At 29.8% G+C, this 13,280-nt stretch carries 11 protein-coding genes; 8 read left to right on the top strand and 3 right to left on the bottom strand.

Annotated elements, in window-relative coordinates:
- Window positions 1-32: 32 nt before the first annotated feature.
- Complete coding sequence (locus ACEQT4_RS05005; RefSeq protein ID WP_370226358.1) at window positions 33-329, bottom strand: hypothetical protein; 297 nt, start codon at window positions 327-329, stop codon at window positions 33-35.
- 364 nt (window positions 330-693) lie between these two features.
- Here ACEQT4_RS05005 and ACEQT4_RS05000 point away from each other — a divergent pair, with 364 nt between their 5' ends.
- The 5 genes from ACEQT4_RS05000 to ACEQT4_RS04980 all read left to right on the top strand — a co-directional run bounded on the left by ACEQT4_RS05000 (window position 694) and on the right by ACEQT4_RS04980 (window position 7,207).
- Window positions 694-3,189, top strand: a complete 2,496-nt coding sequence (locus ACEQT4_RS05000; RefSeq protein WP_370226357.1) for a DUF5916 domain-containing protein — start codon at window positions 694-696, stop codon at window positions 3,187-3,189.
- 50 nt (window positions 3,190-3,239) lie between these two features.
- Entirely contained in the window at window positions 3,240-3,899 is a 660-nt protein-coding gene (locus ACEQT4_RS04995) for an ABC transporter ATP-binding protein (protein WP_370226355.1), read from the top strand.
- A 66-nt stretch (window positions 3,900-3,965) separates the two neighbouring features.
- A complete protein-coding gene (locus ACEQT4_RS04990; RefSeq protein WP_370226354.1) occupies window positions 3,966-5,174 on the top strand; it encodes an ATP-binding protein in 1,209 nt (402 codons plus the stop codon).
- A 3-nt stretch (window positions 5,175-5,177) separates the two neighbouring features.
- Window positions 5,178-5,942: a TIGR02757 family protein gene (locus ACEQT4_RS04985; protein ID WP_370226353.1), complete on the top strand. Its 765-nt coding sequence runs from the start codon at window positions 5,178-5,180 to the stop codon at window positions 5,940-5,942.
- A 68-nt stretch (window positions 5,943-6,010) separates the two neighbouring features.
- Window positions 6,011-7,207, top strand: a complete 1,197-nt coding sequence (locus ACEQT4_RS04980) for an ATP-binding protein (protein ID WP_370226352.1) — start codon at window positions 6,011-6,013, stop codon at window positions 7,205-7,207.
- A 51-nt stretch (window positions 7,208-7,258) separates the two neighbouring features.
- Here the strand turns inward: ACEQT4_RS04980 and ACEQT4_RS04975 are convergent, their stop codons facing one another.
- Both ACEQT4_RS04975 and ACEQT4_RS04970 read right to left on the bottom strand, forming a co-directional pair.
- Window positions 7,259-7,579, bottom strand: coding sequence for a DUF6799 domain-containing protein (locus ACEQT4_RS04975; protein ID WP_370226350.1), 321 nt, complete (start codon window positions 7,577-7,579; stop codon window positions 7,259-7,261).
- 145 nt (window positions 7,580-7,724) lie between these two features.
- The gene (locus tag ACEQT4_RS04970; RefSeq protein WP_106677886.1) at window positions 7,725-9,617 is read right to left on the bottom strand and encodes a peptidase M61; all 1,893 of its coding nucleotides are present in this window, start codon (window positions 9,615-9,617) and stop codon (window positions 7,725-7,727) included.
- 152 nt (window positions 9,618-9,769) lie between these two features.
- On the opposite strand from ACEQT4_RS04970, the gene ACEQT4_RS04965 reads away from it, so the two are divergent.
- The 3 genes from ACEQT4_RS04965 to ACEQT4_RS04955 are packed head-to-tail and all read left to right on the top strand — an operon-like array spanning window position 9,770 to window position 13,277.
- Complete coding sequence (locus ACEQT4_RS04965) at window positions 9,770-11,698, top strand: BatA and WFA domain-containing protein (protein ID WP_370226349.1); 1,929 nt, start codon at window positions 9,770-9,772, stop codon at window positions 11,696-11,698.
- Entirely contained in the window at window positions 11,695-12,945 is a 1,251-nt protein-coding gene (locus ACEQT4_RS04960; RefSeq protein WP_370226348.1) for a dihydroorotase family protein, read from the top strand. The genes ACEQT4_RS04965 and ACEQT4_RS04960 overlap by 4 nt, the downstream gene beginning before the upstream one ends.
- Window positions 12,945-13,277: a hypothetical protein gene (locus ACEQT4_RS04955; RefSeq protein WP_336128994.1), complete on the top strand. Its 333-nt coding sequence runs from the start codon at window positions 12,945-12,947 to the stop codon at window positions 13,275-13,277. The genes ACEQT4_RS04960 and ACEQT4_RS04955 overlap by 1 nt, the downstream gene beginning before the upstream one ends.
- Window positions 13,278-13,280: the final 3 nt, after the last annotated feature.

Below are 13,280 nucleotides of genomic sequence, written 5' to 3'. Positions count from 1 at the left end.
GATTTTTTAGTTTATAATTTAAGGTTTTAATCCTATTTCACTTCAATAGTTTTATCTTGTTTTTTACCTGAAAACACATAAGTGTATAACCACATAATGGTAAAGGTTGGTATAACGTCAAAACCAGGTAACGCCTCTTCTATAAAAGACACTACTGCTGCTACTCTACCCGTTTTACCTTTATAAAGTTTGGTCATTAACCATGCAGATGCTGGTGCCCAAATAATATCACCAAATTCGCCAATACCAGGTATAATAAAAGTAACATATCCTAAAGCATCAAAAAGCAAACCTAAAAACAGTTTTGTGTATTTGTTTGTGTTGTTCATTTATAAGATTTTAAATTGTAACAAGTTATAAGCAAATAGTGTTCCAAAATAAACAAGATAAAATAGTAGTAAATTACTAACCTTAATTAGTCACCATTATTACTCACTATTAATGTAAATTGCTCTTTATAAACATCAATTTTGACCTTTATATTAAAATCCTTGATATAACATAATGTCAAATCACTTTACAATAAAAATATTGTTTTCTGTTAATTTACAGGCTATAATCTATAGTCTCAAAAAAGATTTTAACGTTATATTATGAGAAAAGTATAACAACAAAGTTAGTTTTGTGTCCGTAAGTGTAACATTTTTAGTTTTGTATACTCTTTATTGAGAATACCGAAATTTTTAAACCATCATGAAAATTTTATTTAAAGCGCTATTTTTCATTTTTTTAAGTTGTCAATTACAAGCTCAAGACAAAAAAACTTATCAAATCAAACGTACTGATATAGCTCCAAAAATAGATGGTATTCTAGATGATATAGCCTGGAATGACGCACAAATTGCTACAAATTTTACCGAGTTTAGACCTGATTTAGGCGATTTACCAAGTAAAGAGAAAAGAACAGAAGTTAAAATGACTTATGATGATTCTGGAATTTACATTGCAGCTTACTGCTATGATAATCCAGAAGATATAATGACGCAGTTTACACAACGTGATAACTTTGGACAATCAGACTTTTTTGGTATTATTTTTAATCCAAATAATGATGCGCAAAACAACACTAATTTTTTTGTATTTAGTTCTGGTACACAAGCAGATGCTGTAGAAAGCCCAAATAATGGTGAAGATTTAGGCTGGAACGCTGTTTGGGAAAGTAGTGTAAAAATGCAAAATGACGGTTGGATTGTAGAGGTTAAAATACCATATAGAGCTTTACGTTTTACACAACAAGAAAACCCAACTTGGGGTATACAATTTCATAGACATTATCGTAAAACAAGAGAGCAAATGACATGGAATCCTTTAGATCCAACAAAAGGAAATAATGGATTATATCATGCAGAATTAAAGGGATTAAAAAACATTTCGCCTCCAATAAGACTTAGTTTTTTTCCTTACGCATCTGGTTTAACAAGCTCTTTTGACGGAGAAACAGAAACCGAACTTGCTGCAGGTATGGATGTAAAATATGGGATTACAGAAAATATTACTTTAGATGCTACTTTAATACCAGATTTTAGCCAAGCTGGTTTTGACAATGTAATATTAAACCTTGGTCCTTTTGAGCAACAATTTTCAGAAAGACGCCAATTTTTTACAGAAGGTATAGATTTATTTAGCAAAGGTAACCTCTTCTACTCTAGACGTATTGGTGATGCGCCTAGCGGATTTCCTATTTTAGATGAAGATGAAGATATTGTTGAATATCCTGAAAAAGTTCAGCTATTAAATGCAGTTAAAATTTCCGGACGCACAAAAAACGGTTTAGGTATTGGGTTTTTTAATGCTATTACAGAAAAAACCTATGTAGATATTGAAAAAACAGAAGTTTTAAACCCAAATTCTGAAGCTGAAGAAATTAGAAAATCTAATAGACGCGCTATAGTAGAGCCATTAGCAAACTACAATATCATGGTTTTAGACCAGCAGTTTAATAAAAACTCGTCTGTAACTTTAATCAACACCAATGTTACAAGAGATGGCGATTTTAGAGATGCTAACGTTACTGGTTTTTTAACCAATATCGTTAATAAAAAGAACACTTATGGCGTCTATGCCAACGGAAAGATGAGCACATTTAATGACGTATCTAATAAACAAAACGGCTATGCTGTAGAAGCAGGAATTGGAAAAATTAGTGGTAAATATCGTGTATCTTTAGACTATAATTATGCAGATGTTAATTTTGATCCAAACGATTTAGGTATTCAATTCAGGAATAACTACAGTAACTATAGCTTTGACGCTAGTTACCGTATTTTTGAGCCTACTAAGCATCTAAACAATATGTATTTAGGCACATGGTTTAATTATAACATGCTAGCTACGCCAAGCGTGTATACAGGAAAAAACACTGGTTTTAACTTTAATGCAACTAATAAAAAACTACACAGTTTTGGTATTAATGGTAATTGGAATATTGGCGAACAACATGACTACTTCGAGCCTCGTAATGGTTTTAATAGCTTCTTTACAACCAAAAATTACGCTCAAGCAAACATGTGGATTTCTTCCAATTACAACAATTTTTTTGCAATAGATGCTAACTTTGGTTACGGTCGATTTTTTGATAAAGAACGAGATAATTTTAATAATTATTGGTTTGGTATCAATCCAAGGTTTAAGTTTAATGACAAGTTTTTACTATTACTAGGTTTTGATTATGACGATTACACAGCAGATAGAGGTTATGTAAACGGACAACAAATTTACGATCGTATAATATTTGGTCAACGCGACAGAAAGCAAATAACCTCAAATATATCCGGCAGCTACAATTTTAACTCTTTTAACGCATTAACACTAAGTTTTAGAAACTATGTAAGTACTGTAACCTATGACTCTCAAATGTATGTATTACAAAACAACGGTAGTCTTGTACAGTCTGAAGTTTATACAAAAGATAACATAAGTTACAATCCTAATTTTAATCCAGACATTAATTTTAATACATGGAATTTGGACTTAAGCTATACTTGGCAATTTGCTCCTGGTAGCCAATTAACCGCATTATACCGTAATCAGATTTTTAATCAATCTTCAAATTCAGAAGCTAGTTATTTTGATACTTTAGACGATTTGTTTAAGCAAAAGCAGCGTAACACTGTATCTTTAAGAATGGTTTATTTTATAGATTATAACGATTTAAAAAAGGTATTTACTAAAAAAAGTAACTTAATCTAACCTTGCTAAAGCTAATTTAAAGTAGTAATTTTCAAGCTTTATATAAGCCTATGATTAAAGCAAAAAACATTCATAAATATTATGACGATTTACATGTATTAAAAGGTGTAGACGTTACTATTAAAAAAGGTGAAATTGTCTCTATAGTTGGTGCTTCTGGAGCAGGAAAAACCACCTTACTTCAAATATTAGGCACTTTAGATTTTATTGATAAAAGCTCAGAAACAGAGCTAATTATTAATGATAAAAATATTACTGATTTAAACGAAAAACAATTAGCAGAATTTAGAAACAAGCACATAGGTTTTATTTTTCAGTTTCATCAATTATTACCAGAGTTTACAGCTTTAGAAAACGTATGTATTCCTGCATTTATAAAAGGAACTAATAAAACAGAAGCCAATAAACGCGCTAAAGAATTATTAGACTTTTTAGGTTTGTCACACAGATACAACCATAAACCTAACGAGCTTTCTGGAGGAGAACAACAACGTGTTGCAGTAGCAAGAGCACTAGTTAACAACCCAGAACTAATCTTTGCAGACGAACCTTCTGGTAATTTAGATAGCGAAAGTGCAGAAAACCTTCATAATCTATTCTTTAAACTTCGTGATGAATTTGGACAAACCTTTGTGATTGTAACACACAACGAAGAGTTAGCCAATCTAGCAGATAGAAAACTTACAATGGTTGATGGAAAAATTGTTTAACTTTTTTGTTATCCGTGTTTATATTTTTACTAATTTAGTTAAACAAAATTTCTGACTCTCAAAATAATGCAGCTAAACACGATTCCTAAAAATGATAAAGAAAGGCTTTTAGCTGTAAAAAGTTATAAGCTAAACAGATGTCAAAAAGACATTAGTTTTAACAATATAACTGCACTGGCTACAAAAATAACCAATATGCCTGTCTCATTAATTTCTATAGTAGATAAGGACGAAGTTTGGTTTAAATCTGCAAAAGGCATGCAAATTAGCAGCTCTGAAAAAGAATTATCCTTTTGTAGTTATGCAATAGCTAGTGATGATGATGTTTACATAGTAGAAAACACAAAAAAAGATTTGCGTTTTGTAAACCATCCTTATACTAAAAACGGAGATAAATCTATAGCTTTTTATGCAGGTGTATGTCTAACAGATAAAGACAACCATAAACTTGGTACTTTATGTGTGATAGATCATAAACCTAATGCAATAAATAAAGATCAAAAAGAAGCACTAAAACTACTAGCACAACAAGTTGTAAAATTAATAGAGCTTAATAAAAGTAATCTTAATCTTAAACAAACTAAGAAAAAACTAACTAAAAAAAATAAAATGCTAAAAGGATTTGCATCTCAAGTAGCACATGACATGAAGATGCCTTTAGCTAACATGATTTTAACTACAGACATATTAAAATCTAAATATAAAAAGCATATAGATGATACTGGTATTAATTATTTACAAAACATTAAATCTTCATCTTTATCTTTAAGTAGCTATATAAATAACCTATTAAACTATTACGAAAATAGTAATACATCTTCAACTTCTGTAGATACTTTTTCTTTTAATCATTTACTAGAAGAAGTTATAGATATTATAAATATCAAAGTAGACTGCACCATTAATTTACCTGAAAAAGACTTTGATATAACAAGTAACAGAGCTGCTTTAGAGCTTATTTTACTTAATTTAATTACCAACAGTCTTAAATACAACGATAAAGAAGAAACTATAATAGATGTAGAGTTAGACACAACCCAGGAAGATCTTAACTTTATAACAGTAAAAGATAACGGTATTGGTATACCTAAAAAAAAGCAGAAAAAAATATTTAAGTTATTTTCTATCATTGAAGAGACCGATAGATTTGGTCAAAAAGGTCATGGTATTGGCTTATCTACAGTAAAAAAATTAGTTACTAATTTAGGTGGAAATATAACAGTAAATTCTAAAGTTGGTGTTGGTAGTACTTTTAAATTTTCTATCAAAAAATAAAAATTGAAGACTATAGATAATCTCAAAGAGTTTTTAGACGAAAAAGTTATTCTTTATAATAATCCTAAGTTTATTGTTAGTGATCCAATTCAAATTCCGCATAAATTTTCTAAAAAAGAAGATATTGAAATAGCAGGTTTTTTAACCGCTACAATTGCTTGGGGAAATCGTAAAAGTATAATCAATAACGCTAATAAATTAATGGATTTATTAGATCATTCACCACACGATTTCATTTTAAACCATAAAGAAGAAGACTTACAACGCTTTGACAACTTTGTACATCGCACTTTTAATAGTGTAGACTGTATTACTTTTATAAAAGCACTTCAAAATATTTATAATAATCACAATGGTTTAGAAGCTGTTTTCAGTAAAGGTAATAATGAAAATTTACAGCATTCTATTTCTCAATTTAAACAGATTTTTTTTGAGATTAATCACCTACCAAGAACTCAAAAACATATTAGTGATCCCTTAAAAAATAGTGCAGCAAAACGTATTAACATGTTTTTACGTTGGATGGTAAGGCCTAATAATACTGGTGTAGATTTTGGAATTTGGAAAAGTATTAAAACTTCAGAATTGTCTTGTCCTTTAGACGTGCACTCTGGCAATGTAGCTAGAAAACTTGGGCTTTTAAGCAGAAAACAAAATGATGCTAAGGCTTTACAAGAATTAGATAAAAATTTAAGACTATTAGATCCTATAGATCCTGTTAAATACGACTTTGCTTTATTTGGTTTAGGAGTTTTCGAAAAGTTTTAACATAATTCAAAACCTAGACTCTTATATTTACGTAAGCTTATCACAAACCAAGCTTACCTACACAAATAATGATTGCACCCAAATTACCAAAAAACGAAAAACAGCGTTTAAAAGCAGTAAAAGAATATAAACTACTAGACACATTACCAGAAGAAGATTTTGATAATATAACTAACCTTGTAGCTAATATTTGCGATGTACCAATCTCATTAATCACTCTTTTAGATGCTGACAGAAATTTTTTAAAATCTCATTATGGCATACCTTTTAATGAGTCTCCAAGAAATATATCTTTTTGTGGTCATGCTATTTTAGAAAACAATTCCATTTTTATTGTTGAAGATGCTACTAAAGATCAACGTTTTTACGACAATCCTTTAATAAAGGATCACAACGTTAAATTTTATGCAGGTGTACCATTAATCAATCCAGAAGGTTTTCCTTTAGGAACATTATGCGTTTATGATGTAAAACCCAAAAAACTGACAAAACAACAACAAGAAGCTATGATTATTTTAGCTAAACAAGTTGTTAATCTATTTGAGTTAAGATTAAAAAACAATCAACTAACCAACGCATATTATTTGTTAGATGAAAGGCATCAATCCTTAAAAACTTTTGCAGGAAAAGTGTCTCATGATTTAAAATCGCCTTTAGCTAACATTACATCATTATCTCAATTATTTAAAGATGAATTAAAAGCGTCTAATCCTGAAATAAATTTAGAATATTTAGACTTTATTGAAGAGTCTGCAGATACGTTAAGAGCATACATAGACGGAATTTTAAAACATTATAAATCTGAAGCGTTACTACAAGATAAGAAACAAACAATAGATTTGTCTAATATTTTTAATGATGTAAAACAGATGCTTAGCTTAAAAGATACTCAGTTTAAGTTAAAAAATAATTCCAACTTAGGAGACATCAATAAATCTGCTATAACTCAAATTATTCTTAATTTGGTAGATAATGCAGTTAAATATAACACAAACAATAATCCATTAGTTGTTTTAGATTATAAGGAAAATGAAACGCACCATCACTTTTCTGTTTCAGATAATGGTAATGGTATTCCTGATAGTAAAAAAGAATCTTTATTTGACCTGTTTAATACAGCGCATGATTCAGATAAGTATGGAAATAAGGGTACAGGAATTGGATTGTATACTGTAAAAACTTTAGTTGAAAAATTAGGTGGTGAAGTTAGTCTAACATCAAAAGTTAATGAAGGAACGACTTTTAGTTTTTCTGTAGAAAAATAAAAAAAGCCTGATATTATTATCAGGCTTTTTCACAATATTATAATGTTTTATTTATTTCATTTCTTTTTTAAGCTTTTTGGATAATGTAGCTTGATCCTTGTATAATTTACCACTCATCCCTAAACACTGCCCATCTTTAAGCATCATTTTGTCTCCTTCTTTTGTAATATAGCTTCCATCTGTTTTAACAACTGTTCCATTATTTAATTTTAAATCAGATTTGAGTAACTCTACACCTGTTTTTTTATAATGAAAAACTTTTTCATTTAGTAAAATAACATAATTGGCGTCTTCTACCTGCATTTTATCTTGAGCCATAACTGCTCCTGTTGTTATAAACAGAGCAAATATAAAAAGGAATATTTGTTTCATCTTATTTAGATTTTAATATTAATAAATATAATAATTTTTTACTGTTTGATTTTACATTTAACTTATTATTCACTTATTATACCAAAATAAAAAGCTTGGTACAAAACCAAGCCTTTTAAGTATTTATAAATTATTTACTATAAAATTAGCCTTTTAACCAAGCTTGTCTAATTTCTTTTTGTTTTTGTGTTGCTTCAGGGTTTTCGGTAATATTTTTTCCTGTAGTATAAGACTGTGTTAGTTTTGTTTTTACAGTATATTCTTTACCATTTCTATCAATAACAACTTCTACTTCTTGTCCTGGTTTCCACATATACATATCTGTTAAGATTTTTTGCGCAGTCATAAAAGAAAAGGCTTCACCATTTACGGTTTTCATTACATCTCCAGGTTGTACACCATTATCTGCCCAAAAACTGTTGTTTTTTACAGCTTCAGAAAATGGAAGTTTCATAGTTTCTTGATTAGGAGCAAAAATTAACTCGCCACCATTCTGGATGTAGTTAGTTTTTACTTTTCCTTCACTCATCATTAAGCCTACTTTTTCAAAATATACATTATAGTCTATTGGTGTTCCTCCAACTACATGTGTATTTAAAAACTCTCCAACGCTTGGGTAAGTCATTGCAGTGATTTCGTCTATTAATTTATCGTCTTCAAATGGTTTGTTTTTTCCGTATTTGTTAGATAATTCTTTCATTAAAGATAAAATACCACGCTGTCCATTACTTTCTTCACGCATAATGATATCAATACACATACCGATTAAAGCACCTTTCATATAAACATTATAATATTGTGGTGCGTAAGGCTCGTCTAAAACATTTTCACTCATTTCGGTAAAACTCATTGAGTCATTCATGTTTTTAGCGGTTTGTATTTTTTGTAAAATATCACCGTAAAATTCTTGGTTATCCACTAAACCTTGATCTACTTGAAATAACGTTGCAAAATACTCTGTTACGCCTTCATACATCCATAAATGCTTAGAAAATGTTGGCTGGTTGTAATCAAAATAATGTACATCTTCTGAATGTACACTTAATGGTGTTACGATGTGAAAAAACTCATGAGATACGACATCTATCATACTTTCTGCTAAAGCATCAAATGGCATATCTTCTTGTAAAACAACTACTGTAGACGTATGATGCTCTAAAGCTCCAAATCCTTTAGGAGAACCTTCTGATCCATCAGATAAGTATAAATAGATATCGTAACGAGGTGTGCTGTTTATATCGCCTAAATATGTTTTTTGAGCTTGCATCATTTTTTCAACAACACCTTTAATTTCTGTAGCTGAATGTACTTTGTTAGGAGAGTAAACACTTAATACAATTTTAATGTCTCCTACTTGAAATTCTTCTACATCTAATTCACCATAAAACATTGGGTTATCTGTAATGTCAAAATATCTTGGTGCAAAGTAGCTTGATGTGATTAAGCTTCCGTCCTCGCTTGTTTTATTTGAAGTTTCCTGCAAAGCAGATGTACGTTTAAAGTTTGCTGGCGCAGTTACATCTAATTTATATTGACTGTTTTTTAAACTGTCAAAATATCCTATAAATCCATGTAAATTCATTACATAATTTGTTGGCTCTATGTTTGTTCCTGCTGGCGAAAAAGGTTGCTCGCCTCCTATTCCTCCTTCAACTTCTTGATCAAAAGTATCATTTACATAATAGGTAATATAATCTAAGTCTTTAGCATTAGTAATTGTCCAGGTATTTGTGTCTACCTTACTTGTAGATAACTCTTCTCCTTTATAATTAAAAGCTTTAAAACTATCAATATATTTACCAAAATCGCTTACCGAGTATGTTCCTTGTACAACTCTTGGCAGTCTATAAGTTACTGTTTCTGTAGTAAAACGACCAGGGTTAATGGTTACTGGTACTTTGTCGTTTGTAACTTTAGATAAGTCTATTGAAGTTTCAATAGGTGTTTGTGTTGCTAAAAGACTTGTAGTGGTTTTAGATCCACCGCAACCTACTAGTAAAAGTCCTGAAGCAAGTGTTGATAATAGGAGTTTTTTCATATTTAAATATTATTTGTTAATGGTCTTGGTAACAAGACGCTCAAAAGTAAAATTTGTTACAATCGTAAAGATTAAGATTTTGTTAAAATGTTAATTTCTTATTGCTGTTTTTAATTGTTCAATTATTATCTTTGACAAACTTTTAATAACACATGCAGTTTAAAAACCCAGAACTTCTTTACGCGCTTTTCTTACTGCTAATTCCCGTTATTGTTCACTTATTTCAACTAAGAAAGTTTCAAAAAGAATACTTTACAAACGTTGCTATTTTAAAAAAGGTACAATTACAAACACGTAAAAGTCAACTAATTAAAAAGTGGCTAGTCTTATTAACTAGGCTACTACTTTTAACCGCTATTATCATTGCTTTTGCTCAGCCTTATTTTTCAAAAACTAATAGTTTTAACACAGAAAAGGAAACCGTTATATACCTAGACAACTCGTTTAGTATGCAAGCTAAAGGTAATAATGGTCCACTTTTAAAACGTGCAATACAAGATATCATTACTTCTATTGATGAGAATGAAAAATTCTCACTAATTACCAATACTGATAGTTATAGAAACACAACTATAAAGGCAATTAAAAACGAATTACTTCAACTTGAATATTCTTCAAATCAATTAAGTTATGACGCTGCTTTATTGAAAGCTAAAAAGCTATTTTCTAATAAAGCAAATAGCACTAAAAACTTGATTTTTGTGTCAGATTTTCAGCAAAAAACACAAGAATTTAGTATTGAAAAAGATTCAAGTATTACTTTAAGTTCTATTCAGTTAAACCCTGTAAGTAAAACAAATGCGTTTATTGATAGTTTGTATATTTCTAAACAAAACGCAACTAATTATGAGTTGACTGCTTTATTAAAAAGTAATCAAACTACTACTATTAATTTACCTGTTTCTTTATATAATAATGATCAATTAGTCTCAAAAGTTTCAGTTGAAATTAAAGACGAAAACAAAGCTATTTTTACAATACCTAACAATCAAACTACAAAAGGTAAAATTACTATTGATGAGGCGCAGCTTCAATTTGATAACACCTTATATTTTAGTATAAATACGCCTTCAAAAATTAATGTTTTAGCTGTGTCTAACGATGACGCCAACTATTTAAATGGAATTTTTACTGAAGACGAGTTTAATTTTACAAAAAAAACACCAAACACATTAGATTATGCCCTTTTTGATACACAAAACCTAGTAATATTAAACGAAATTGAAAACCTACCAAATACTTTAATTACTGCTCTTAAAGTCTTTACAGACAAAGGTGGCGTCGTTGCTTTTATACCTAACATTAAAGGAAATCTATCAGACTACAACACGTTTTTACAACAATTTAACTTTAGTGGTTTTAATTCAATTTTAGAGCAAGAAAAGCGCATTACATCCATAAATTATGCACATCCAATTTACGCTAATGGTGTTTTTGAAAAACGTATAGATAACTTTCAGTATCCAAAAGTCAATCTGTATTTTCCTCAAAATGCATCTCAAAGTACTGCTATCCTTCAATTTGAAGATAACAAACCATTTTTATCTCAACGTAATAATGTGTTTGTTTTTAGCGCTGCGATTAATGAGGACAATTCAAACTTTAAAAATATAAATCTAATTGTACCTACATTTTACAACATTGCAAAACAAAGCTTAAATGCTGCCCAACTTTATTATACAATTGGTCAAAATAATCAATTTGATGTGTCTGTAAATTTACAACCAGACACTGTGTTAACTCTTGTTAATAGTGACGAATCTATAATACCAGAACAGCAATACTACAACAATAAAGTGGTTATAAAAACTAACGATTTGCCAGAAAACGCTGGTGTTTATGAAGTAAAGAATAAAAATGAAATTTTAGAATACGTAAGCTTTAATTATAACAGAAACGAAAGTGATTTAACCTATCAAAACCTTGAAAATATAGAAGGCATCACTGTTTCAAACTCTGTTAAAGAAGCTTTTAACACAATAAAAAATGACACTAAAGTTGATGAGTTATGGAAATGGTTTGTAATTTTGGCTTTAGTGTTTTTAATCATAGAAATGCTCATCTTAAAATATTTTAAATGAACGTCTTAATCAAATCGGCAACAGTAATTGATACATCAAGCAAGTTTCATAATCAAATTGTTGATGTTTTAATTGAAAAAGGAAAGATTTCACAAATTGCTAAATCTATTAAAAACACTAGCAGTTATAAAGAAATTGAGTTAGAAAATTTACACATCTCTCAAGGATGGTTTGACTCTAGCGTTTGCTTTGGCGAACCTGGTTTTGAAGATAGAGAAACTATAGAAAACGGTTTAAAAACAGCTGCAAAGTCTGGGTTTACAAGCATTGCATTGCAAGCAAATACTAATCCGATTATCGACACTAGCTCTGACGTTACTTTTGTCTTATCAAAAGCACAATCACAACCCGTTGATTTGTTACCTATTGGCGCATTAACAAAAAATAGCGAAAGCATTGACTTAGCAGAACTTTTTGACATGAAAAACGCTGGTGCAGTAGCATTTGGCGATTATAAAAAACCAATTACTAACCCTAATCTATTAAAGATTGCTTTACAATATGCTAGTAATTTTGATGGCTTGGTATGTAGTTTTCCTTTAGAACAAAAAATTGCTGGTAAAGGTATTGTTAACGAGCATGTTTCTAGCACTATGTTAGGTCTAAAAGGAAGTCCAAATTTAGCCGAATCTTTACAAGTGGCTCGAGATTTATACATATTAGAATATGCTGGTGGTAAACTTCATATTCCTACCATTTCAACTAAGGAAAGTGTAAAGCTAATTAGAGAAGCCAAACAAAAAAAATTAGACGTTACTTGTAGTGTTGCTATACATAATTTGTTTTTGACTGACGATGTTTTAAACGAATTTGATACACGTTACAAAGTCAATCCACCATTACGTACTCAAGACGATATAGATGCTTTAATTGAAGGCGTAAAAGACGGTACAATAGATATGGTAACCAGTGATCATAACCCGCAAACCATAGAAGAAAAGAAAGTAGAATTTGACCACGCCAACTACGGTACTATTGGATTAGAAAGTGCTTTTGGTGCTTTAAACCAGATATTTTCTACAAAAAAATCTATTCAACTATTAACTAAAGGAAAAGAACGTTTTGGTACTATAACTTCTAAAATTGAAGAAGGAGAAGTTGCAAACATCACGCTATTTAATCCAAATGAAAAATACGTATTTGGTAAGTCAAACATTCTATCAAAATCAAAAAATAGTGCTTTTATAGGACAAGAATTAAAAGGAAAAGTTTATGGTATTTATGCCAACAAAAAAATAGTTTTATAATGAATCAAAATACAGCAGAAGAAGGAAAAACATTAGCAGTAGTAAGCTACTTAACCATTATTGGTAGTGTTATTGCTATCATAATGAATAATGAAAAGAAAAACGAGTTTACAGCATTTCATAACCGTCAAGGTTTAGGACTTTGTTTAATGTATATGATTATTGGATATTTTATTAGTCAATTTGATAACATGCAAATCTCTGTCGCTTTTTGGGTAGGAATGGGTTTATTATTTTTCTACGGAATTATAAATGCTATTAGCGGTAAAATGCAAGCTGTACCTTTAGTAGGACCTTTTTTTCAAAAAATTTTTTCATCATTAGGAAAATAGAAA

The organism is Mesoflavibacter sp. (assembly GCF_964226795.1).
In the GTDB taxonomy this organism is placed as follows: Bacteria; Bacteroidota; Bacteroidia; order Flavobacteriales; family Flavobacteriaceae; genus Mesoflavibacter; species Mesoflavibacter zeaxanthinifaciens.
This window is presented reverse-complemented; position numbering and strand designations above follow the sequence as displayed.